This is a genomic window from Sphingomonas koreensis (assembly GCF_002797435.1).
Classification (GTDB): Bacteria; Pseudomonadota; Alphaproteobacteria; order Sphingomonadales; family Sphingomonadaceae; genus Sphingomonas; species Sphingomonas koreensis.
On the sequence record NZ_PGEN01000001.1, the window covers coordinates 3,428,605 to 3,449,822 of the forward strand.

The following is a 21,218-nucleotide window of genomic DNA, read 5'->3' on the forward strand; positions in this document are numbered from 1 at the left end:
GCTCAGGCGGCGGTGGGTTGTGCGCTTCCCCGCCCGGCATATTCGGACGCGATCACCGCTGCCAGGATGGCGATGACCAGCGCACCGGCGGCGGCGCCGAGGCCTTGCCAGCCCGAGAGGCTGACGATGATGCCGCCGGCGGGCGGGCCGATCAGCGCGCCGCCTGCGCCGAATTGCGTGACGAGGCCGTTGGCGGTGGCGATGCGGGGATCCTCCGGGCTCGACGCGCCCGCGAGGAGCGGGAGGCGGGCGAAGACCAGTGGCGGGACGAGGCCGCTGACCGCCACCGCAAGCACCGCGATCGTGCCGATCCGCAGCAGATCGGCGCTGGCATCGCCATAGAGCAGAAGGACCAGCGGCACGGTGGGGACGAGGGCGACGGCGGAGAAGGCGAGCGTGCGGCGCATGCCGATATCGCCGTCGCGCATCAGCCACATCGCGGCGGCTGCGCCGGGGAGGACGGCGAGCGAGGCGATGCCGGCGACAATGGCGGCCTGCCCCATCGAGGCGCCGCAGCGCTCGATCAGGAAGCTGGGCAGCAGCATCGTCACGGCGCTGATGAACACGGTGTAGAGGCCGAAGCCGAAGGTCGAGATCCAGGCGGCGGTGGCGGGGAAACGGATCCGCGCCGGAGGCATGGCGGCGAGGGGCAGGCGCAGCGCGAGCGGGATCGCGGCGGCGATCATCGCGGCCCAGAGCAGCATCACCCCGCGCATCCCGAGCATGCCCGCGGCAAGCCCGGTGATCGCGCCGCCGGCCGCGATGCCGACGGGCACGAAGGTGCTCCACAACGCCAGCGCGCGGGGGCGCAGCTGGTTGTCGGCGGTCGCCGCGATCGCAGTCGGCGCGGCGATGACGACGAGGACATAGCCGATGCCCTCGATCGCGCGGGCGAGGAACAGCAGCGGCGCCGTGGGCGCGAACGCCTGCATCAGGCTGGCGGCGGAGAGGATTGCGAGACCGGAGAGCAGAAAGCCGCGCATCCCGAAGCGGGCGAGGGCAAGGCCCGAGACGAGCCCGAACACCGCGCCGCCGACCTCCATCAGCGAGATCAGCCAGCCGAGCTGGGGCAGCGACAGGCCGAAGCCGGTGCGCAGGATCGGGGCGATCACCGACATCTTGGCGAACTGGGCGGCCGCTAGGATGCCGAGCAGCCAGAGCGCGAGGATGGGAGGCCAGGAACGATGCATGCCCCGCCGCTAGCCGGGTGCGCGAGGCGCGGCCACGTAAAAGATATACGCGGTCAGGCGAGAGTCGTGGAGATGCGTCCGGTGCGGCCGTCGGCGAGGGGAATGGTTTCCCAGAGCAAGGTGCCGGGGAGCACGGTGACGAGGTCGCTGTCGTTGGCGCCGGTTTCGAACTGCATCCGCTGGCAGGGCCGCTCGAACCAGCCGCGGTTCTGGAGGCCCTCTTGCGCCGCGACGATCTCCGGACTGGCGAAGCGCCACAGCGACTTGCCGATGAACGCGTCCGCCCCAGCGCCCCACGACCGGGTCCGCTCGGGCGAAGCGGCAAGCAGATTGTGGGTGGCGTCGCAGACGAGGTGCACGGGCAGGATCGAGCTTTCGATCAACCGTTTGAGCGTGGCATCGGCGTCGTTGCTGGCATTGGCGGCGATCAGATCGAGGATGCGCTCACGCTGATGTGCCTCGGGCTCGTGGATGCCGCTTTCCCAGCGCGAGACCGCGGCCTGCGACACGGCGAGAAGCTCGGCGACATGCCCCTGCTTGATGCCGTTCAACCGGCGAAAGCGGCGGAGCGCTCTTCCGAGAGGCAGGTCGTGGAGCATGCGGCTGCCATAGCTCCATCCCCGCCGCCGCGGAAGCCGTTGCGCGCTCAGACGGCGGCGCGGGCCTCGGCGACGAAGGCGGCGACGCGGGCGGGAATGGTCACCGGGAGCATATGGCCGGCATCGGGCAGGATGGTGCATTGCGCGCCGCGGACCTCGCCCGCGGTGCGGGTGCCGTGGACGGCGGCGGGGAGCACCTGATCGCCCTCGCCGAACAGGATGCGGACGGGCAGCGCGATCTCGCCATAGCGCGCGACGAGCGGGGCGAGCGCGCCGTTGACCGCGACCAGCTCCGACGAGGAGGCGAAGAAGGCGCGCGGGCGGGCGAGCATCGCGCCGCCATAGTCGATGTCGAAGCCGGGATGCACCGGCTCGGGCGCGAACAGGGTGATGCGGGACTTGTCCGAGTTGAGGCGCATCATCGGGATGGCGAGCGTGTTGGCGATGATCGCGCGCACTGCGGGCTTTTCGATCACCAGGCCGCGAAAGGCGGCGGGCACCTCTTCCTGGACCTGGGTCAGCGGAGCGATCAGGGCGAGGCCGGCGATCTTGCCGGGATGGTCGAGCGCGAGCGCCATCGACACCGCGCCGCCGAGCGAATGGCCGACGATCAGCGGGCGATCGAGCCCGAGCCGGTCGATCAGCTCGGCGACGATGGCGGCCTGATCGGTGAGACTGTCGTCGCCGCGGCCGGGGCTGTGGCCGCTGCCGGGGCGGTCGATCAGGACGAGGCGATGGCCGGCTGCAAGCAGCGGTACCACCGCCGCGAAGTTGCGCATCTGGCCCGCAAGGCCATGGATCATCACGATCGCCGGGCCCTGGCCGATATCGCGGACGTGGAGGCGCCGTCCGCGGATCGTGTGGAAGCTGCCGTCGGGCGGGATGTTGCGTTCGACCTGGCGGGCGATGCGCCGGGAATAGGCGGCGGCGATCGCCGCGCCGCCGCCTACGAGCCCCGCCGCGCCGGCGACCAAGGGAATGAAGATCGTCATCGCCGCGGGCTCCCCCTATCGAAGCCACGATCAAGGCCGATATTGACATCTGTGTCAATAGTAGATGGCTTGACATACCCATAACCCGCTGGTTATCGGACCTGACCGATAGCCTGTGAGTTATGAATTGGTGATGCCCCTGACCCCCGACCTGCTGTTCCGCACGCTCGCAGACCCGACGCGGCGCGGGCTGTTCGAGCGGCTGTGCCGCGAGGGCGAGCAGACGGTGGGCGTGCTCACCGCGGGCGCGGGAGTGTCGCAGCCGGCGGTGTCGAAGCATCTGGCGGTGCTCAAGCGCGCGGGACTGGTGCACGACCGGCAGGCCGGGCGGCAGACGCATTACCGCGCCGAGCTGCGCGCGCTCGACCCGCTCGACGACTGGGCGCGCGAGATGAAGGGGTTCTGGGAACGCCGCATGGACGGGCTCGAGGATCTGCTGAACAGGATGGACCAATGAGCGCACCAGTCGAGACGCGGACGGTGACGGTCGAGCGCGAGTTCGCGCATCCGGCCGAGCGCATCTGGCGCGCGCTGACCCAGCCGCACCTGATCGCCGAATGGCTGATGGCGAATGATTTCGTACCCGAGGTCGGGCATCGCTTCGGCTTCAAGGCCGAATGGGGCGACCTTGATTGCGAGGTGCTGGAGATCGAGCCGGAACGGTCCCTGGCCTATCGCTGGGCCGGGCTGGGGCTGGACAGCGTGGTCACCTGGACGCTGACGCCGATGGACGGCGGCACGCGGCTGACGATGGTGCAGGCCGGATTCCTGCCCGAGCAGAAGCTGGCCTATCATGGCGCGCGCGCCGGGTGGCCGCGCTTCCTCGACCGGCTGGAGACGGTGCTGGCGAGGCTGGACTGAGATCATGGAGGAGGGGACAATGGGGTTGAGCAAGTCGATCCGTGTAGTGCACCGCTGGGTGTCGCTGCTGTTCGCGCTGATCGTCGTGGCGATCTTCGCGATGCTTGGGCTGGGGCATGAGCCGGTCGAGTGGGTCTATTACCTGCCGCTGCCGCCGCTCGCCTTCCTGCTGGTGACGGGGCTCTACATGTTCTTCCGGCCCTATTTCCGACGGCGCGCCGCGTGACCGAGCCGAAGCTCCTCTCCGGCGGCAATCCGCAGATACCCAAGGGCGACGGCGATGCGCCGGTGCAGACCTATATCGCGGCCATGCCGGGGTGGAAGCGCGCGGCGGGGGAGCGGCTGGACCGGCTGATCGAGGCGGCGGTGCCGGGCGTGGCCAAGGCGATGAAGTGGAACTCGCCGCTCTACGGCGCCGGGGACGGGACCTTCTTCCTCGGCGTCCATTGCTTCAACAAGTACATCAAGGTCGCGTTCTTCAGGGGCGGCGGGATCGAGCCGAAGCCGCCGGTGGAGTCGAAGGACAAGGACACGCGCTATTTCCACATCCATGAGGATGACGACTGGGACGAGGCGCGGATCATGGATTGGGTCAGGCAGGCCGCGGCGCTGCCCGGCTGGAAGCCGTAGGAGAACGACATGGCGGACGAAGTGAGCGCGTCGGACGAGATCGACGCCAAGATCGCGGCGATGGGCGGATGGCGCGGACCGATGCTGGGCAGGTTGCGCGCGCTGGTCCGCGAAGCCGATCCGGAGATCGCCGAGGAGGTGAAATGGCGCAAGCCCAGCAATCTCTCTGGCGTGCCGACCTGGTCGAAGGGCGGAATCCTGATCACCGGCGAAACCTACAAGGACAAGGTCAAGCTGACCTTCGCCAAGGGCGCACAGCTCGACGATCCCAAGGGGTTGTTCAACGCCAGCCTGGACGGGGGCACACGCCGCGCGATCGATTTCCGGGAGGACGATGCGATCGATGGCGAGGCGCTGAAGGCCCTGGTGCGGGCGGCGGTGAAGGCCAATGTGAAGGGGTAAGGGGCGTCGAATAGCGGATGAGGCGGGGTGACAAGCCGCCCGGTTCCGGCCAGTGGCATGAACCGACCGCTGGCGAGAAGGAACCGAGGACCATGACATTCACCGCGAAGATCCTGTTGCTCGGATCGGGCGAGCTGGGGCGTGAGTTCGTGATCTCCGCCAAGCGGCTGGGGGCGCAGGTGATCGCATGCGATTCCTATGCGAACGCGCCGGCGATGCAGGTCGCGGACGGGCATGAAGTCTTCTCGATGCTCGATGGCGAGGCGCTGCGCGCCGCGATCGCGAAGCACGCGCCCGATTATGTCGTGCCCGAGGTCGAGGCGATCCGCACCGAGGTGCTTGCCGACGTCGAGGCGGAGGGGGTGACGGTGGTCCCCTCGGCACGCGCGGCGCAGATGACGATGAACCGCGACGGCATCCGCGAGGTCGCGGCGGTCGAGCTGGGGCTGCGCACCTCGCGCTACCGCTATGCCGAGAGCCTCGAAGAGGTGCTGGCGGGCGCGGAGCACACCGGGCTTCCCTGCGTGATCAAGCCGGTCATGTCCTCGTCCGGCAAGGGACAGAGCACGGTGCGCGAGGCGAGCGCGCTTGAGGCGGCATGGGACTATGCGGTGGCGAACATGCGCGGCGACCGGGCGCGGGTGATCGTCGAGGAGTTCGTCGATTTCGATTACGAGATCACGCTGCTGACCGTACGATCGCGCGCGGGTGTGAGCTTCTGCCCGCCGATCGGGCACCGGCAGGAGCGTGGCGACTATCAGGAAAGCTGGCAGCCTGCGGCGATGTCGGCGCAGGCGATCGCCGATGCGCAGGACATGGCGCGCAAGGTGGTCGACGATCTGGGCGGCTATGGCATCTTCGGGGTCGAGTTCTTCGTGAAGGGCGAGGAGGTGATCTTCTCCGAGCTGTCGCCGCGGCCGCACGACACTGGGATGGTGACGCTGATCTCGCAGAATCTGAGCGAATTCGACCTGCACGCGCGCGCCGTGCTGGGGCTGCCGGTGCCCGAGGTGCGGCTGTACGGGCCGTCGGCGTCGGCGGTGATCCTGGCGGATCGCGACGGCGAGGCGCCGGGCTATGAGGGCGTCGCCGAGGCGCTGGCGGTGCCGGGCGGCGAGATCGACCTGCGCATCTTCGCCAAGCCGACGACGCGGCCGTACCGGCGGATGGGCGTGGCGCTGGCGCTGGCGGGCGACACCGGTGCCGCGCGTACGCTGGCGGCGGAAGCGGCGGGCAAGGTGCGGATCAACTACGGCTAGAGTCTGTTTCTCTTCCCTCCACGGGGCGGCCCCTCCACCGCCTGCGGCGGTCCCCCTCCCCGTGCCGGGGAGGAATAGACTGCCACCCTAGAGCCCGAACAGATCGACGCCGATCTCGGTACGGATGCCGAGGACGAGGGCGTCGGCGACCGTCGGATCGGCCGAGGGACGGCGGATATATTGGGCATGGGGCTGGACCGCGAGCCAGGGAGATAGCTGGGTGCGCCAGGTCGCCTCGATCGCGATTTCCGCGGCGGAAGCACCGGTGGCGGTGCGCCAGGGTTCGGCGGTGAAGCCGGCGGCGAGCGCGATGCCGAACTCGTCCTCGTCGCGGCCGGGGATCCAGCCGGTGAATTTGAGCCCGGTGCTGATGAAGAAATCGAACATGTTGAAGCGGCCGCTGGCGGTGCCGAAGCGGGCGAAGCCGTCGAGCCTGCGGCCGGGTGCAGCGGACAGGGGCAGCTCGGCGCGGAGATAGGTGCCGCTATTTCCGGTCGCCGTGCCGCTGCCGTCGGTGAGGTCGAAGCGCGCGGTGTAGCGCCAGTGGCCGAGCAGCAGCTTGCCGCCTTCGCCGAGCGGCGCCTGCACCTCGCCAACGAGCAGTGCGCCCTCGTCCTTGCTGAGGCGCACGACAGTACGGCCGGGGCGGGCGGGATCGCCGGGAACGCCGTCGAGCACGGCGGCGCGCGCCGCCCAGCCCTTTGCCGGCTCGACCTGGATCCGCGCGGCGAGCGAGGTCGAGGGGAAGATCGACGGGCCGTTCTGCCCGCTCTGGCTGAAATCGGTGCCGATGCCGTGCGCGCTGCCGACGAACAGGCCCGAAGCGTCGAGCGCGTCGAATTCGGAATTGAGGTCGTAGAGGCCGGCGCGCAGCGAGACGCGCTCGCCGAACTTCTGATCGATCCATGCCTCATAGAGGCGGAAGGCGCGAACGCCGGTCTCGATATTGCTGACCGCATGGCTGTCGCCGACCCAGTCGCTGATCGAACTTCCGTTGTTGTAGAGGCCGTAAAGGTGGAGCTGCGCGCCCGTCCAGCCCGCGACCTTCTCCAGATCGGCCTCGAACACGATATCGAGATTGTCGAGATAGCGCGCGCCGCGCCGGAGGCCGCCTGCGGCGTTGCCGATCAGCTCCGCCGTGTAGGTGACCTGGAACAGCAGCGGGCCGTGCGCCTCTTCGATCTCGGCGGGTGCGTGGGTGTGGCTGTGCGGGCGGGTGCCGTCCTGCGGCGGAGCGGCGGGCGGCGCATCGGCAATGGCGGCGAGGGCGAGGGCGGGGAGGAGCATCAGAAACTCACCATGAAATTGAGGCGGACGCGATCGAGCCAGCCGAGCGGCGCGGCGGTGTAGCGCGCGTCGAGCGGGCGGTAGTGATACCAGGCGAGGTCGACCAGCAGGCTGGGCGCGGGGACATAGCCGAGACCGACGCCGTGGAGGCGGTAGTTGGTCGAGAGATCGAGATTGTCGTGGCTGAAGGCGGCGAAGACCGCGTCCACTTGAACCTCCGAATAGGTGTAGGCGATGCGCCAGTCGCCGCGCTGCGCGATGCGGCCCGCGGCGAATTCGAGGGCGAAGCCGGTATCGCCCGGCACCGCCGCGCCAAGGTTGCGGATATAGTCGGCGGTGAAGGCGAGCGGCCAGCGCGGCGACAGGCCGGCATAAGTGAGGCTGCCGAGCCCCTCGATCAGATGGAAGTCGGAGCGATAGCGGCCGCCGGAGATGAGGTTGCCGCGGAAATCGCCCGCATCCGCGCCAGCGACCGAGCCGAGGCGATAGTGGTAATAGCTGCCCGCGAGCGCGAGCTTGAGATCGGAACCGAGCGGCGCGGCGGCGTTGAGCTGGCCGCCGAGCAGGTCGCTGTCGCGCGCGACCGAGGCTTCGTCGATCACGAACCAGAGCGCACGCGCGTCGAGCTTGGCGCCATTGCCGGGATCGAGCGCATAGATCGCGCCCACGCCCTGGGGCGAGACGTCGCCGTCCCACACCATGTCGGTGCGCTGGAAGATCTGGGGGAATTTGCCCGCCTGAACGGTGAGGCCGCCATGGGCGTAGCGGATCCAGGCCTGATCGAGCGAGGCGGCGAGATCGTCGGCGAAATTGCCGAGCGTGACGTCGGTCGAATTGGGATCGTCGGGGTCGCCGGTGGCGAGCTGGGCGCCGATGGAGATACGGTCGTTGACCGCATAGCTGGCGCGGACGCGAGCGCGCAGCACCGAGCGCGAGCGATCGCGCGCGGTGCCGTAATTCCACTCCTGCCGCACGCGAAGATCGCCGCCGACGTCGAGGCCGGGGATCCGGAAGGCGGCGGCGCGCGCGGGGGCTGCGGTGGCGAGCCGGGGCGCGGGGCTGGCCTCGGGGGCAGGCTGGTCGAGCTGCGCGGACTGGCGGGCGACCAGCGCCTCGAGCTGTTCGATGCGCGCCTGCTGTTCGGCGAGGCGGCGCTCGAGCGCGTCGAGGCGGCTGTGCTGCGCATGCGCGGGAAGCGCGGCGGCGAGTGCCGTCGCGGCGAGAAGGACGGAACGGATACGCATCGGCCTACCCCCTTGCGCGCGGCTTTCGGCGCCTGAACCAGAGCAGCGTGCCGGCGACGATCATCGTCACCAGCCACAGGCCGATCGCGATCGAGAGGATGCGGCCGACAATGCCGCCGGCCTCGCCGGTGTGGATCGGGAAGAGCGCGCTCATGAAGGCGTTGGCGGGCGCCGCCTCGCCGGCCGGAAAGGTGCCCCGGACCTTGCCGGTGTTGGCATCGACCAGCACGAAGCTGCCGCCATAGGCGCGGCGGATCTCGCCGGGCGCGCGGACGCGGACGCGCCAGGTGGCGTCGTCGGGCTTGGGCCAGGCGACCTGAGTCAGCGTGCTGCCGGGTATCGCGGCAAGGCCCGCGCGCGCGGCGGCGGCGAAGCCGATCGGTTCGCCCGCGGGCGGATTGGCGGGGAGCGAGACCGACTCGGCCCCGATCAGGTCGCCGATCCCGTCCTCGAACTTGAGCATCGTGCCGGTGGCAGCGATGACCAAAGCGGGGATCGCTGCCCACAGACCGACCGCTCGGTGCCAGGTGTAGAGGCGCGCGGCGGCGGGGCCGCGCGTCGCGGGCTTGAGCGCGATCCGCCAGGTGCCGCGTTTGGGCCAGGCGGCGACCAGGCCGAGAACGAGGTTGGAGCAGAGCAGCACGCCGCTGATCGCGACGATCCAGCTGCCCCACGACCCTAGCAGATCGTGGTGGAAGCCGACGAGGAAGCCCATCACGCTTTCCTCGTCCGGACGTGGCATATGGAGGATCGTGCCGTCCCCGGCGATACGGACCGAGCGATCCTTGCCCTCGGCATCCTCGTAATAGACATTGTAGCGATCGGCCGCGCCCGCGGCGGTCCAGATCGACGCGGCCCTGGCTGCGCTCCCCGGCGGGGCGAGCGTATCGATGCGGCGTTCGATCGCGGCGAGATCGGTCGGGCGGTGCGCGCCCGCGATTCCCGCGTCGGTGATCTCCCAGTGGAAGACGATCAGGATGCCGGTGAGCGCCTGAAGCAGCCAGAAGACGGCGGCACCGAGGCTGAGCCAGCGATGGAGCTTGAGCAGGGTGCGGCGCAGCGATGGCCGCGCGGAGGGAGCGGGGGCGGTCATCCCCGCGGTGTGACGCGTGGATCAGGACCGCAACACATCCACTTTCTGGAAAGGATTGGGGACCAAGCCGCTGCCGGCTTCGCGGTTGGTTCCCGGCATTGCCGAGGTGTTGAGATCTACTCGCGATAGCAGGCGCGGATGGGGTGGACCCTTAAACCTGTCCGTTCGGGCTGCTGGACCGGGCCGATCAGGGTAGGGCGGTGGTGTCGAGCGGCAGCGCGAGCTCGATCACCTCTGCCGACCGGTCGCGAACCTTTTGCGGCACCGCGATCAGCCCGCGCTTGGTGAGCGCACCGCCGGGCTCCCACATCGCCGAATAGAGGTGCAGGAATTCCTTGAGGTCGGGCATCGCATTGAGATGCTTCTTCTTCACGTAGAGATAGAGGCTGCGCACGCCGGGATATTTGCCGCTTTCGATATCGGCATAGGTCGGCGCCACGCCCTCGATCGGCACGCCGTGGAGACGGGTGCGGTTGGCGTCGAGATAGGAATAGCCGACCAGCCCGATCGCATTGGGGTTTTCGGCCAGGCCCTGGACGATCAGCGTGTCGTCCTCGCCCTTTTCGGCATAGGCGCCGTCGCTGCGCAGCTTGCGGCAGGTGGTTTCGAACAGCGCGGGATCGGGGGATTTCTTGAGGTCCGCAGCGGCGGGCATCGCGGCGAGGCAGCCCGCTTCGAGGATCAGCTCGACGAACGCGTCGCGCGTGCCGCTGGTCGAGGGCGGGCCGAGAACGAGGATCGGGATCGCGGGGAGCGCCGGGTTGACGTCCTTCCACGTCTTCGCGGTGTTGGGCTTGCCCAGCGGGTTGGCGGCGAGAGCGAGGTAGAGATCCTTGCGGGTCAGCGCGAGCTTGGGCCCCGCATTGGACTCGGCCAGCGCGATGCCGTCGAGCCCGATCGGCACTTCGATGATGTCGCCGACCCCGTTGGCCTTGCACGTATCGAATTCGACTCGGCGCATCCGGCGCGAGGCGTTGACGATATCGGCGTGCGAGGAGCCAGCGCCTTCGCAGAAGCGGGCGATGCCGGCGCCGGTGCCGGTCGATTCGATCACGGGGGTACGACGGCCCTTCTTCGCTTCGACAAAGGCGTCGGCGACCGTCCTGGTGAAGGGATAGACGGTCGAGGAGCCGACGACGCGGATCTCCCGCGGAGTGAGCGCCGAGAGCGCGTCGCACGCGGCGAGGGTGAACGAGGCGAGCGTGATCAGGCCGAGTCTGGCAAGCATGGGCCGGGCAAGCATTGGACTTCCTCCCCATCGGTACGCCGGGGGCGCAGAAACACATGCGACCGTCAGGTGACGCTGTGCGCCCGAGCGGTTACCGGCGTGTGACAGGGAGCGAAGCCGGGCGGCGCAAAAAGGCCCGGCTGTCGCCAGCCGGGCCCCAGGGTGCGACGCGCGATCGCGGGATCAGAAGTCGATCGTCGCCGATGCCTTGAAGGTGCGCGGCATGCCCTGGACGAGATAGCCGCCGAGCGAGGAGGCCCAGTAGCGCTTGTTCGCCACGTTATCGACGTTGAAGCGGAAGGTGACCGGCGCATCGCCAATGGCGACGACGTAGCGTGCGCCGAGGTCGAAGCGGGTCCATTCCGGCAGCTCGAGGGTGTTGGTGAGGTTCACCGCCTGCTTGCCGGTCTGCATCACGCGGCCGGTGAGCGTCAGGCCGCCATAGACGTCCCATTCGACATTGGCGTTGGCGGTATATTCCGGCACGCCGATCGCGTCGCGGCCGTCGGTCAGCCCGCCGGCGGTGCGGCGCTGCTTGGCGTCGGTGACCGAAACGCCGGCGATGATACGCAGGCCCTTGAGCGGCTCGCCATCGACGCTGACCTCGACGCCCCTGTTGCGCTGAAGGCCGTTGAGGGTGAACACGGTGCCGCCCGGCGTCACCTCGTTCAGCGTCTGAGGGCGATCGGTCGTGAACGCCGCGATCGAGGCATTGAAGCGGCCGAGCGCCACCTTGCCGCCGATCTCATACTGGACCGCCTGATAGGGCGGGAACACCTGGCCGACGTTGATCGTGCCCGCACCGGCGACCGGTCCCTGGATCAGCGCTGCGATGCGGTTGGCGTAGAGCGAGATCTTTTCGCTGGGACGGATCACGATGCCGACAACCGGGGTGGTCGTGCTCTCGCTATACTCGGTGTTCTGCGCCTTCGTGGTGATGTTGTAGGTGCGGAAGTGGATATTCTGGTGCCGCAGGCCCAGCGTCACCTGCACCACATCGTCGGCGAAGCCGAGCGTGTCGGAGACGAAGATGCTGTCGAGACGCGTCCGGTTGGCGGGATTGGGGTCGGCGAGGTTGCCCGCACGCAGCGCCGTGAACGCGGGGATCGCCACAGCACGGGGCGTATAGAGGTTGTTGAGATTGGTGCCGTTGACGGCATCGTCGTCGAACCGGCCGAACTCATAGGCATTCCGGTTGACGTAGCGGCTGTGCGAATAGCCCATGTTGAGCTGATGGGTGATGCCCCAGCCTTCGCCCTTGAAGCGCAGCCCGGCCTGGGCCGCTTCGTTATTGTCGTTGCGCGGGATGTTCGAGCCGGTGACGAACGCTGCGCCGGTGGTCGAATTGAGCAGCTGGAAGCCCTGATAGATTCCGCGCTCGGCGGTATCGCGCGCGCCCGCCGAGGCATAGAACATCAGAGACTCGGTCACGTCATATTCGAGCTTGAAGATGCCGAAGACGTCGCGGATCGTCTGGTTGTACCAGGGCTGGCCATAGTTGAGGTCGGCGCGCGGGGGACGCGGTACCGCGGTGACCGTGCCGTACTTGTTGTTGAGCTGGACCATCGGGCGCATGTGCTGCGCCTTGACGCTCTGATAGGCGAGATCGAGGCTGACGCGCAGATTGTCGGTGCGCCAGTCGAAGCTGCCGCCGACCACGGCCGAGCGGCGATATTCGCCGTCGATCGCGATATCGCCCGAACGGTATGCGCCGTTGAGGCGGAAGCCGAACGCCTTGCCTTCACCAAAGCGGCGGCCGAAATCGAATGCGCCGCCGAAATGCTTGTCGGACAGCCAGTTGGCGGTGAGGCGGTTGGTGTCCCGGTCCTTCGCGCGCTTGGGCGTGAGGTTGACCGTGCCGCCCAGCGCGGAGCCGCCAGGCGCGGCGCCGAACAGGAAGGCGCTGGCGCCGTTGAGGATCTGGATCTGGTCGTAGAGTTCGGGCGAGACGAGCTGGCGCGGGGTGACGCCGAACAGGCCGTCGATCGCGATGTCTTCGCCGAACAGGTTGAAGCCGCGGACGACGAACTGCTCTGACATGTTGCCGAAGCCGAGCGTGGTGCGGACCGAGGGGTCGTTCTCGAGCACCGCGCCGAGCGTCAGCGGCTGCTGGTTGAGGATCAGCGCTTCGTTGTAGCTCTTGACCGCAAAGGGCGTATCCATCGCATCCTTGTCGCCCAGCGCGCCGAGCGAGCCGTTGCGGCTGACCTGGGTCTGGTTGTCGCGCTGAGCGGTGATGACGACGTCTTCGCCCGCTGCCGTTTCCTGCGCAAAGGCGGGTGCGGCGAGCGCGGCGGCGAGAGCGGCGACGGCGGCTCCCCTGACTGCGATACGGTGGGCAACCATGTTCAAATACTCCCCCGAGCTGGTGTTGCGTGTCCCTCCCGATACGGGTCTGATCTGAGCCAGGCTCTGTATCGTGAGGGTAACATGCGAGTCGGGGTTGGTCCGCGAAACATCCAGTTTGGGGATGTGCAAGGGTCCAGTCGGGCAATCTGGCGACCGCGACGGCCAAGCAGGTTCAGCCGAAGCGCTGTACGCCCCCCACGATCGTGCGCAGCACGCTGGCCTTGGTCAGCAGATGGGAGTCGATCGCGAAGAAATCCCGGTCCCACACGACGAAGTCGGCGAGGAGCCCGGCGGCGATCAGGCCCATCTTCCTGTCGTTGAAACCGGCATAGGCGGCCTCGCGGGTGTAGCAGCGCATCGCCTGAGCCAGCGTGATGCGCTGTTCGGGGAACCAGCCATCGGGGTTCTTGCCGTCGAGCGTCTCGCGATCGATCGCGGCTTCGAGCCCGGTGAGCGGATCGATCGGCGCGACCGGCCAGTCCGATCCCATGCAGACATGCGCGCCCGAGCGGACGAGCGAACCGAAGGCGAAGCTGGTCTTGAGCCGTTCCTCGCCGATCCGGCGCACCGCCCAGCGGCCGTCGTCGATCGCGTGATAGGGCTGGACCGAGGCGATCACGTCCTGGGCCTTGAAGCGCGGGATCGCCGCAGGCTTCATGTGCTGGACATGCTCGACGCGAAAGCGGCGGTCGCGCGGGCCGTTGGTTCTGGCGACCGCGGCGAAGGTATCGAGGACGATGTCGTTCGCCTCGTCGCCGATGGCATGCGCGGTGACCTGAAGCCCGGCCTTGTCCGCGCCGGCGATCCAGTTCAGCAGATCCTTTGGATCGGTGACGACGATGCCGCGCGTGCCGGGCTCGTCGAGATAGGGTTCGTAGAAGCGTGCGGTGCGCGAGCCCAGCGACCCGTCGAACACCACCTTGCACCCGCCCCACTGAACCCAGTCGTCGCCGCGCCCCTGCTCCTTGATCAGCGCAACCTGCGCTTCCCAGTCCTTGAGGGGGAGATAGTGGCGGAAGCGAAGCCCCGTTTCGCCCTTCGCGCGCAGGCGGCGGGTCGAATCGAAGCTGATCGTCTCGAGCTCGGTCGGGTGGACCTGAGTGACGCCCTTGCTCAGCGCGAGGGCGATGCCCTTGCGCGTGACAGCATCGATGCGTTCGGGCGTCTGCTCGCCGATCGCGCGCAGGACCAGGTCCTTGGCGGCGTCCTTGACGATGCCGGTGGGCTCGCCGTTCGCGTCCTTCTCGATCAACCCGCCCGGCGGCGAAACCGTGTTGCGGTCGATCCCAGCCAGCCGGAGCGCGAGCGAGTTGAGGAACAGCATGTGGAGATCGTAGCGGATCACCGCGACGGGCGTGTCGGGGGTGACCGCATCGATCCAGCTGCGGTGCGGCATCTCGCCGCCCCAGCGATCCTGATCCCAGTTGCCGCCCTCGAGCCAGGCGCCCTTGGGCAGCGCCTTCGCTGCGGCGGCGATGCGCGCGACGAGCTCCCTGGGATCGGCGGCGTCGCGCAGCGAGGGTTGCGACAGCATCGTCGCGGCCTTCACGAAATGGACGTGCGGATCGATGAAGCCGGGCGTGACGAACGCGCCCTGAAGGTTGATCACGCGGGTGCGCTTGCCGGTGCGGGCGCGCACCGCATCGGCGCCGATCGCGGCGATGCGCTCGCCCTTCACCCCGATCGCGTCGGAGCGGCTATCGGGCCCGGCGCCGGTCCAGATCCTTGCGTTGATATATGCCGTGTCGAGATCGCCCCCGGCAGCGAAGGCATTGTGCGTGACCGCGGCCGCCGCGGCGCCGGCGCCAAGCGCGAGAAGTCCGCGGCGGCCGAGCATCACTTGCCCATCGCCGATTTGCGGGGCGGGTTTTCCGCGCGCCATTTGTCGAGCCGGGCGAGCCAGGTCGCCGCGGAGAGCGGGCCGTAGGTCTTGGAGTCGGTGTGCTCGGCGATCAGTTCGCGGATGTTGACGAAATAGGCGGGGCCGCTCGGCAGGCCGAGTTCCTTGCGCTTGGCGGTCATCGCGGCTTCCTGCGCCGGGGTCGGCTTGAAGCCGGTCACCGGCTTGAAGATGATGACGTCGAAGTCCGCGCCATTCTCATGGAAGAAGAGCTGGATCGGCGGCTGGCCGCCGGCCGCCGCGACCTGATCCGCCTGGTCGATGCGGCGGATGAACTCCTCCTGCTTGCCCGGCGCGAGCTTGAAGATCTCGAACCAGGCTTCGGGCCAGGCCTCCTGCGCAGCGGCGGGCTTGGGTGCGTCCTGCGCCGCAGCGGGAACCGCCGGCAGGGCCAAGGCGGCAATGGCGAGCGTGAGATACTTCATCTGTTGTCCTCCCTTTCGGCCAACGCTCCACCTTTGCGATGGATCGGAGAACATCCAACTCCCTGGTTTTTGAAGGGACCAGTCATCCCGCCGCTTCGCGCAGTGCCGCGACCGCGGTCTTCGCCTCATGCTCGTTGAGGCTGGCGAAGCCGATGCGCAGGCCGCGCGGGGCGTCGTCGCGGGTCATGAACGAGCGCGAGGCGGCGAAGCGCAGCCCCATCGCCGCGGCGCGTGCCTCCATCGCATCGAGATCGGTGTGGAAGCGCAGCCAAAAGGCGAGGCCGCCGTCGGGCATCTTGTAGTCGACGATGTCGCCGAGCGTGCGGTCGATCTCCGCGGCGAAATTCTCGCGCCGTTTGGCATAGACCTGCCGCACTTTCCGCGCATGGCGGCGGAGTTCCCCATTCTCGATGAGCTCCGCCGCTGCGTCCTCGGTCAGCGCATTGCCCATGCCGTCGGTGAGCGAGACCATGTGGGCGATCGCGTCGATCACCGGCGGCGGCGCGGCGACATAGCCGATGCGCAGCGCGGGCAGCAGCAGCTTCGACATCGATCCGACATAGATGACATGGCCCGGGCCGTAGCCGGCCATGGGCAGCAACGGCTGCGATTCGAAATGGAATTCGTGATCGTAATCGTCCTCGATGATCGCGAAGCCGAACTGGTGGGAGAGTTCGAGCAGGCGCAGGCGGCGCTCGGGGCGGAGCGAGACGGTGGTGGGGAATTGATGGTGCGGCGTCACGAACACCGCGCGGACCGCGTTGCGGCGGCAGGCATGCTCGACCGCGTCGATGTCGATCCCGTCCTCGTCCAGCCCGACCGCGACGATATTGGCGCCAAGCGCGCGGAAGGCGGCGACGGCGGGTTCGTAGGTCAGGGCTTCGACGATCACCGTATCGCCGGGACGGACCAGCACCTGCGCGGCGAGGAAGATGCCGTTCTGGCTGCCGCGGGTGATGCAGATATTCTCCGCGGTGACGGGCAGGCCGCGCTGGCTCTTGAGCATCGTCGCGATGCTCTCGCGCAGTGCCGGGGTGCCGCGCGGATTGCCGTATTGGAAACGATTCTCCCGCGACGCCCGGTGCGCCGCCGAGCGATAGGCGCGGGCGAGCAGATCGGCCGGGAACAGGCGGCCGTCGGGCGCGCCCTCGTCGAGCTTGAGGCCCGGGCCCGAGGGCAAGGCGAGCGGGCGTTGAGGCGGGGCGGCGAAGCGATAGTCGACCGGCACGTTGCTCATCGTCGCCTCGGCCTCGGCCCGCTGCTTCTTGGCGGGTTCGGGCAACGACGCGGAGACCATCGTTCCGCGCGTGCCCGCCGAATCGAGCCAGCCCTGCGCGATCAGATCCTCATAGGCGAGGACGACCGTCTTGCGATTGACGCCCAGCACCTGCGCCAGTTCGCGGCTGGAGGGGAGGTAGGTGCCCGAGGTGAGGCGCCCGCGCTCGATGTCGCGAATCAGCGCCTGGATGATCTGCATGTAGATCGGAACGTCGCGCGCGGGATCGATTCGCTCTCCCAGGCTGACCTGCCACGGACGCAGCATTGGACCGGTTCCTTCCATCAATGAAAACGATGATGGGGACCAAGAGTAACGCGGCAACTGCCCGCTGGCAACGCCCGGCTGGACCCCGATGCTTTTCGGTCTTGGCGCTTGTCGGGTTCCGAACGCTGGGGAAGAAGGGGGCCATCAATCACAGGCATCGGGGCAGATGGACGGGGCTGAAGCGAGCGCAGGCGTGACGAAAGCGCAGGAAAACCGGCCGCTGTTCGAGCGGTTCGGCGACGCCGATGTGCGCGCGCTGATCGAGGGGTTTCCGCTCGCCTGGGTGTGCGGCGGCGGCGCGGGTGCGGTGGAAGCGAGCCTGTTGCCGCTGATCGGCGTCTATGACGGCGAGGGCCGGCTGATCGAGCTGATCGGGCATCTGATGCGGTCCAACCCCCTCCATGCCGCGCTGACCGCCGATCCGCGCGCGACGATCCTGTTCAGCGGCCCCGATGCCTATGTCAGCCCCGAACATGCCGGCCGCCGGGACTGGGCGCCGACCTGGAACTATGCGCAGGTGAAGGTCGGCGCGGAGATCGCGTTCGACGAGGCGCTGACCGAAACTTCGCTGAAGGTGCTGATCGACGCGATGGAGGCCGGCCGCGCCGAGCCATGGAGCGTCGAGGAGCTGGGGCCGCGCTATCAGGGCATGCTGACGCGGATCATCGGCTTCCGGGCGCGCGTCACTGCGCTTTCGGGCAAGTTCAAGCTGGGGCAGGACGAGGACGATGCGACGCTGCATGCGATCCTGGGGGCGCTGCCGGACGCGCAGAGCGTGGCGTGGATGAAACGGTTCAACGGGGGGCGTTGAAGATGCGGACGGGGGCACGGTTCGGCTCGGTGATTGCGGCGGCGGCCTTGCTGGCCGCGCCAGGGGCGGCGCAGGTCCGCTCCGCGGAGTGGAAGGACGATCCGTTCCCGAGCCGCTACACGCCCGCGCCATCTGGCGACATGCTGCTGCGCGGGGCGACGATCCTCGACGGCGCGGGCGGGCGCATCGACGGCGGCGACGTGCTGGTGCGCGGCGGCAAGATCGTCGCAGTCGGCAAGGCGCTGACCAATCCCGGCGTGCGCGAGGTGGATGCGAAGGGGCGCTGGATCACGCCGGGGGTGATCGATGTGCACACGCACAACGGCACCTTCGTCGTTCCGCTGACCGACATCGACCGCGAGGCGAGCGACGTGTCCGAGGTCAGCAGCCCCAATGGCGCCGACACCTGGATCGAGACCGCCGTCAACCCGCAGGACATGGGCTTCGACCGCGGCCTGATGAACGGCGTGACGACGATGCAGATCCTGCCCGGATCGACCCCGATCTTCGCCGGGCGTTCGGTGGTGGTGAAGCCGGTGCGCGGCGCGACGGTGTGGGACATGAAGGCCGCGGGCAGCGCGCAGGGCTTCAAGATGGCGTGCGGCGAGAACCCCAAGAGCTGGGGCGCCGACGACGACAATGACGGGCCGACCAGCCGGCAGGGCGTGATCGCCTATATGCGCCAGGCGTTCCTCGACGCGCAGGCCTATGGCCGCGAGCGCGCGGCGGGCAAGGTCGGACGCGACCTCAAGAAGGAAGCGCTGCTGGGCATCATGGCGGGCGACATCCGCGTCAATCTGCATTGCTATCGCGCCAACGACATCGCGTCGGTGCTGGCGGTGGCCAAGGAATTCGGCTTCCGTATCGGCGCGATCCACCACGCGACCGAGGCATACAAGATCCCCGGCCTGCTTCGTGAGAGCGGGACGTGCGCGGCGGTCTGGGCCGACTGGTGGGGCTTCAAGATGGAAGCGCAGGATGCGGTGCGCGCCGAGGCGCCGATGCTCGAGCGCGCAGGCGTGTGCGTGATGATGCATTCGGATTCGGCCGCCGACGGCCAGCGGCTCAACATCGCCGCGGCCAAGGCGGCGGCGGCGGGGCGCCGCATCGGCATCGAGACGCCACCCGAGACGATGATCAAATGGACCACGAGCAACCCGGCGAAGCTGCTGGGGCTGGAGGGCAAGGTGGGCACGCTGAAGCCCGGCTTGTCGGCCGATCTGGTGCTGTGGTCGGGCGATCCGTTCAGCATCTACACAAGGGCCGATCTGGTGCTGATCGACGGCGCGGTGGCGTGGGACCGGTCGAAGCCGCCGGGCGCGCCGGTGTCGGACTTCGAGCTCGGCCGGGGAGGCGTGCGATGATGCGGACGATCGCAATGCTGCTGGCATTCGCCGCGACGCCCGCCGCCGCGCAGACCATCGCCGTCACTCATGCCGAGGCCTGGACGATGGAGACGGGCGAGCCGGTGAAGGATGCCACGATCCTGATCGAGAATGGCAGGATCGTCTCGGTCACGCCGGGCGGCGGCGTGCCGCAGGGCGCGAGCGTGATCGACGCGCGCGGAAAGCCGGTGACGCCGGGGCTGATGAACGGCGCAACGCAGGTGGGGCTGATCGAGACCGCGTCGGGCGACACGCGCGATCAGGGATCGGCCGACGACCGCAATCCCGGCTTCGATCCCTCGCGCGCGCTCAACGGCAATTCGACGTTGGTCAGCCTGATCCGCGCCGACGGCATCACCCGCGCCCTGGTCTATCCTTCGCCCTCGCGCATCCCGGTGTTCGCGGGCGAGCCGGCGATCGCGCGGTTCCGTGAGGGTGTCGACATCCTGGGCGAGCGCGAGGTAGCGGTCTATGCCGTGATCGGCGGCGGGGCATGGGACCGGGTCGGATCGCGCGCGCAGCAATGGGCGGTGCTGCGCAAGGCGCTGGGCGACGCGAAGCGCGCGATGACGGCGCCCGAGACAGGCAAGGACAAGAAGCGCGATCGCCACGATCCACCACCGCGGCGCGGCCGCCGCGCGGGCGAGGAAGCGATCCGTGGCGTGATCTCGGGCGAGGCGCCGCTGGCGATCCACACCAACCGCGAGTCGGACATTCGCGAGGCGATCACGCTCGCCGCGGAGTTTGGCATCCGCGTCATCATCGTCGAGGGCGCGCAGGCCTGGCGCGTGGCCGATCAGCTTGCGGAGGCGAAGATCCCGGTGGTGCTCGATCCGTCGACCAACCTGCCCGGCGGCTTCGACGAGCTGGGCGCGCGGCAGGACAATGCCGCGATCCTGACGCGGGCGGGGGTGAGGGTCGCTTTCGGCCTTGCGGGCGGCAAGATCCACACCAACTACAATGCCGGCATGGCGTTGCGCGAAGGCGCAGGGATCGCGGTGGCGAACGGCCTGCCCTATGCCGATGCGTTGCGCGCGGTGACGGTCAACCCGCTGAGCATCTGGAGCAAGGGCGGCGGCACGCTGAGCGCCGGTGCCGACGCCGATCTGGTGGTGTGGGACGGTGATCCGCTGGAGCCGTCGACCAATGCGGCGGCTGTCATCGTCGAGGGACGTCGGGTATCGGCGCGCTCGCGGCAGGATCTGCTTGCCGAACGCTACAAGGATGCTCGCTGATGAACGTGTTGCTGGTCGGGTGCGGACGGATGGGCGGCGCGATGGCGCGTGGCTGGAATGGCGCGCATCGCGTGCTGGTGTTCGATCCGATGGCGGCCGAATTGCCCGAGGGCACGGAGCGGGTGGACTCGCTCGACGATGTCGAGGCGGGCGGCGAGATGGCCGTGGTGCTGGCGGTGAAGCCGCAGGTGTTTCCGTCGATCGGGGAGTCGCTGCGACCATTGGCGCGCCACGACGCGCTGTTCGTGTCGATCATGGCCGGGATCACCTTGCAGGGGCTGAGCGATGCGCTGGGCAGCGGACGGACGGTGCGGACCATGCCCAACACCCCCGCCGCGATCGGACAGGGGATCACCGCCGCGGTCGCCGGGCGCGACGTGCGGATGGGCGATTTCGCCACGGTCAACGAACTGCTCGGTCCCACGGGACAGGTGGTGTGGATCGACGAGGAAGCGCAGATCGACGCGGTGACGGCGGTGTCGGGCAGCGGCCCGGCCTATTTCTTCCGCTTCACCGAGGCGCTGGCCAGGGCGGGCGCGGAGGAGGGACTGCCGCCCGAGCTGGCGATGCAGCTGGCGCGCGCGACCTTTACCGGCGCGGCGGCGCTGGCAGGCGCTGACCCGGCCGAGCTGGCCGAGTTGCGGCGGCAGGTGACCAGCCCCGGCGGGACGACCGCGGCGGGGCTTGGGCAATTGGATCACGACGATGCGATCGACCGGCTCGTCCGGAAGGTCGTCGAAGCGGCGGCGGCACGTTCGCGCGAGCTGGCCGGATAGACACAGCGG

At 68.8% G+C, this 21,218-nt stretch carries 21 protein-coding genes; 10 read left to right on the forward strand and 11 right to left on the reverse strand.

What is annotated here, in order from left to right:
- Positions 1 to 2: 2 nt before the first annotated feature.
- From BDW16_RS16320 to BDW16_RS16330, 3 genes are read right to left on the reverse strand one after another with little or no spacing between them, the layout of a single operon-like run.
- Positions 3 to 1,190, reverse strand: a complete 1,188-nt coding sequence (locus BDW16_RS16320; protein ID WP_066573844.1) for an MFS transporter — start codon at positions 1,188 to 1,190, stop codon at positions 3 to 5.
- 53 nt (positions 1,191 to 1,243) lie between these two features.
- Complete coding sequence (locus BDW16_RS16325; protein ID WP_083629791.1) at positions 1,244 to 1,789, reverse strand: helix-turn-helix domain-containing protein; 546 nt, start codon at positions 1,787 to 1,789, stop codon at positions 1,244 to 1,246.
- A gap of 47 nt (positions 1,790 to 1,836) precedes the next feature.
- Positions 1,837 to 2,781 carry an alpha/beta fold hydrolase gene (locus BDW16_RS16330; RefSeq protein WP_066573847.1) on the reverse strand — a complete coding sequence of 315 codons (945 nt, stop codon included), beginning with the start codon at positions 2,779 to 2,781 and terminating at the stop codon, positions 1,837 to 1,839.
- Between the two features lie 133 nt (positions 2,782 to 2,914).
- On the opposite strand from BDW16_RS16330, the gene BDW16_RS16335 reads away from it, so the two are divergent.
- From BDW16_RS16335 to purT, 6 genes are all read left to right on the forward strand, one after another.
- Positions 2,915 to 3,238 (forward strand): ArsR/SmtB family transcription factor, encoded by a 324-nt coding sequence (locus BDW16_RS16335; RefSeq protein ID WP_066573850.1) that lies wholly within the window; start codon positions 2,915 to 2,917, stop codon positions 3,236 to 3,238.
- Positions 3,235 to 3,642 (forward strand): SRPBCC family protein, encoded by a 408-nt coding sequence (locus BDW16_RS16340; protein ID WP_066573851.1) that lies wholly within the window; start codon positions 3,235 to 3,237, stop codon positions 3,640 to 3,642. Before BDW16_RS16335 ends, BDW16_RS16340 begins: the two co-directional genes overlap by 4 nt.
- Before the next feature lie 19 nt (positions 3,643 to 3,661).
- Entirely contained in the window at positions 3,662 to 3,868 is a 207-nt protein-coding gene (locus BDW16_RS16345; RefSeq protein ID WP_066573853.1) for a hypothetical protein, read from the forward strand.
- Positions 3,865 to 4,272 carry a DUF1801 domain-containing protein gene (locus tag BDW16_RS16350; protein WP_066573855.1) on the forward strand — a complete coding sequence of 136 codons (408 nt, stop codon included), beginning with the start codon at positions 3,865 to 3,867 and terminating at the stop codon, positions 4,270 to 4,272. The genes BDW16_RS16345 and BDW16_RS16350 overlap by 4 nt, the downstream gene beginning before the upstream one ends.
- A gap of 9 nt (positions 4,273 to 4,281) precedes the next feature.
- Positions 4,282 to 4,674: a DUF1801 domain-containing protein gene (locus tag BDW16_RS16355; protein ID WP_066573856.1), complete on the forward strand. Its 393-nt coding sequence runs from the start codon at positions 4,282 to 4,284 to the stop codon at positions 4,672 to 4,674.
- A 92-nt stretch (positions 4,675 to 4,766) separates the two neighbouring features.
- Entirely contained in the window at positions 4,767 to 5,933 is a 1,167-nt protein-coding gene (purT, locus tag BDW16_RS16360) for a formate-dependent phosphoribosylglycinamide formyltransferase (RefSeq protein ID WP_066573859.1), read from the forward strand.
- A gap of 87 nt (positions 5,934 to 6,020) precedes the next feature.
- Here purT and BDW16_RS16365 read toward each other — a convergent pair whose 3' ends face one another.
- From BDW16_RS16365 to pdxR, 8 genes are all read right to left on the reverse strand, one after another.
- Positions 6,021 to 7,220 carry a carbohydrate porin gene (locus tag BDW16_RS16365; protein WP_066573861.1) on the reverse strand — a complete coding sequence of 400 codons (1,200 nt, stop codon included), beginning with the start codon at positions 7,218 to 7,220 and terminating at the stop codon, positions 6,021 to 6,023.
- A complete protein-coding gene (locus BDW16_RS16370; RefSeq protein WP_066573863.1) occupies positions 7,220 to 8,464 on the reverse strand; it encodes a putative porin in 1,245 nt (414 codons plus the stop codon). The genes BDW16_RS16365 and BDW16_RS16370 overlap by 1 nt, the downstream gene beginning before the upstream one ends.
- A gap of 4 nt (positions 8,465 to 8,468) precedes the next feature.
- A complete protein-coding gene (locus tag BDW16_RS16375; RefSeq protein ID WP_066573866.1) occupies positions 8,469 to 9,557 on the reverse strand; it encodes a PepSY-associated TM helix domain-containing protein in 1,089 nt (362 codons plus the stop codon).
- Between the two features lie 187 nt (positions 9,558 to 9,744).
- Positions 9,745 to 10,785 (reverse strand): substrate-binding domain-containing protein, encoded by a 1,041-nt coding sequence (locus BDW16_RS16380; RefSeq protein ID WP_066573867.1) that lies wholly within the window; start codon positions 10,783 to 10,785, stop codon positions 9,745 to 9,747.
- Positions 10,786 to 10,968: 183 nt separating this feature from the next.
- Entirely contained in the window at positions 10,969 to 13,131 is a 2,163-nt protein-coding gene (locus tag BDW16_RS16385) for a TonB-dependent receptor (protein WP_066573869.1), read from the reverse strand.
- Positions 13,132 to 13,306: 175 nt separating this feature from the next.
- Positions 13,307 to 14,971: an amidohydrolase gene (locus tag BDW16_RS16390; protein ID WP_174532029.1), complete on the reverse strand. Its 1,665-nt coding sequence runs from the start codon at positions 14,969 to 14,971 to the stop codon at positions 13,307 to 13,309.
- On the reverse strand, positions 14,971 to 15,459 hold the full coding sequence (locus BDW16_RS16395; RefSeq protein ID WP_100362787.1) for a hypothetical protein: 489 nt from the start codon (positions 15,457 to 15,459) through the stop codon (positions 14,971 to 14,973). Before BDW16_RS16395 ends, BDW16_RS16390 begins: the two co-directional genes overlap by 1 nt.
- An 82-nt stretch (positions 15,460 to 15,541) precedes the next feature.
- A complete protein-coding gene (gene pdxR, locus BDW16_RS16400; RefSeq protein WP_066576969.1) occupies positions 15,542 to 17,002 on the reverse strand; it encodes a MocR-like pyridoxine biosynthesis transcription factor PdxR in 1,461 nt (486 codons plus the stop codon).
- 193 nt (positions 17,003 to 17,195) lie between these two features.
- On the opposite strand from pdxR, the gene BDW16_RS16405 reads away from it, so the two are divergent.
- Genes BDW16_RS16405 through proC form a run of 4 tightly spaced genes read left to right on the forward strand, consistent with a single transcriptional unit; the run spans position 17,196 to position 21,209 of the window.
- Positions 17,196 to 17,813: an FMN-binding negative transcriptional regulator gene (locus BDW16_RS16405; RefSeq protein ID WP_241230467.1), complete on the forward strand. Its 618-nt coding sequence runs from the start codon at positions 17,196 to 17,198 to the stop codon at positions 17,811 to 17,813.
- Positions 17,814 to 17,815: 2 nt separating this feature from the next.
- The gene (locus tag BDW16_RS16410; RefSeq protein WP_066576965.1) at positions 17,816 to 19,177 is read left to right on the forward strand and encodes an amidohydrolase family protein; all 1,362 of its coding nucleotides are present in this window, start codon (positions 17,816 to 17,818) and stop codon (positions 19,175 to 19,177) included.
- The gene (locus BDW16_RS16415; protein ID WP_241230466.1) at positions 19,177 to 20,433 is read left to right on the forward strand and encodes an amidohydrolase family protein; all 1,257 of its coding nucleotides are present in this window, start codon (positions 19,177 to 19,179) and stop codon (positions 20,431 to 20,433) included. The genes BDW16_RS16410 and BDW16_RS16415 overlap by 1 nt, the downstream gene beginning before the upstream one ends.
- Complete coding sequence (gene proC / locus BDW16_RS16420; RefSeq protein ID WP_066576954.1) at positions 20,433 to 21,209, forward strand: pyrroline-5-carboxylate reductase; 777 nt, start codon at positions 20,433 to 20,435, stop codon at positions 21,207 to 21,209. The genes BDW16_RS16415 and proC overlap by 1 nt, the downstream gene beginning before the upstream one ends.
- The last annotated feature ends 9 nt before the right edge of the window (positions 21,210 to 21,218 follow it).

Excerpts from the sequence above, each read along its gene's own strand:
- BDW16_RS16370 (WP_066573863.1), bottom strand. The coding sequence starts at position 8,464 with ATGCGTATCCGTTCCGTCCTTCTCGCCGCGACGGCACTCGCCGCCGCG.
- BDW16_RS16415 (WP_241230466.1), top strand. The coding sequence starts at position 19,177 with ATGCGGACGATCGCAATGCTGCTGGCATTCGCCGCGACGCCCGCCGCC.
- BDW16_RS16325 (WP_083629791.1), bottom strand. The coding sequence starts at position 1,789 with ATGCTCCACGACCTGCCTCTCGGAAGAGCGCTCCGCCGCTTTCGCCGG.
- BDW16_RS16355 (WP_066573856.1), top strand. The coding sequence starts at position 4,282 with ATGGCGGACGAAGTGAGCGCGTCGGACGAGATCGACGCCAAGATCGCG.
- BDW16_RS16345 (WP_066573853.1), top strand. The coding sequence starts at position 3,662 with ATGGGGTTGAGCAAGTCGATCCGTGTAGTGCACCGCTGGGTGTCGCTG.
- proC (WP_066576954.1), top strand. The coding sequence starts at position 20,433 with ATGAACGTGTTGCTGGTCGGGTGCGGACGGATGGGCGGCGCGATGGCG.
- BDW16_RS16320 (WP_066573844.1), bottom strand. The coding sequence starts at position 1,190 with ATGCATCGTTCCTGGCCTCCCATCCTCGCGCTCTGGCTGCTCGGCATC.
- BDW16_RS16380 (WP_066573867.1), bottom strand. The coding sequence starts at position 10,785 with ATGCTTGCCAGACTCGGCCTGATCACGCTCGCCTCGTTCACCCTCGCC.
- BDW16_RS16335 (WP_066573850.1), top strand. The coding sequence starts at position 2,915 with ATGCCCCTGACCCCCGACCTGCTGTTCCGCACGCTCGCAGACCCGACG.
- BDW16_RS16385 (WP_066573869.1), bottom strand. The coding sequence starts at position 13,131 with ATGGTTGCCCACCGTATCGCAGTCAGGGGAGCCGCCGTCGCCGCTCTC.
- BDW16_RS16390 (WP_174532029.1), bottom strand. The coding sequence starts at position 14,971 with ATGCTCGGCCGCCGCGGACTTCTCGCGCTTGGCGCCGGCGCCGCGGCG.
- purT (WP_066573859.1), top strand. The coding sequence starts at position 4,767 with ATGACATTCACCGCGAAGATCCTGTTGCTCGGATCGGGCGAGCTGGGG.
- BDW16_RS16375 (WP_066573866.1), bottom strand. The coding sequence starts at position 9,557 with ATGACCGCCCCCGCTCCCTCCGCGCGGCCATCGCTGCGCCGCACCCTG.
- BDW16_RS16365 (WP_066573861.1), bottom strand. The coding sequence starts at position 7,220 with ATGCTCCTCCCCGCCCTCGCCCTCGCCGCCATTGCCGATGCGCCGCCC.
- BDW16_RS16395 (WP_100362787.1), bottom strand. The coding sequence starts at position 15,459 with ATGAAGTATCTCACGCTCGCCATTGCCGCCTTGGCCCTGCCGGCGGTT.
- pdxR (WP_066576969.1), bottom strand. The coding sequence starts at position 17,002 with ATGCTGCGTCCGTGGCAGGTCAGCCTGGGAGAGCGAATCGATCCCGCG.
- BDW16_RS16340 (WP_066573851.1), top strand. The coding sequence starts at position 3,235 with ATGAGCGCACCAGTCGAGACGCGGACGGTGACGGTCGAGCGCGAGTTC.
- BDW16_RS16330 (WP_066573847.1), bottom strand. The coding sequence starts at position 2,781 with ATGACGATCTTCATTCCCTTGGTCGCCGGCGCGGCGGGGCTCGTAGGC.
- BDW16_RS16410 (WP_066576965.1), top strand. The coding sequence starts at position 17,816 with ATGCGGACGGGGGCACGGTTCGGCTCGGTGATTGCGGCGGCGGCCTTG.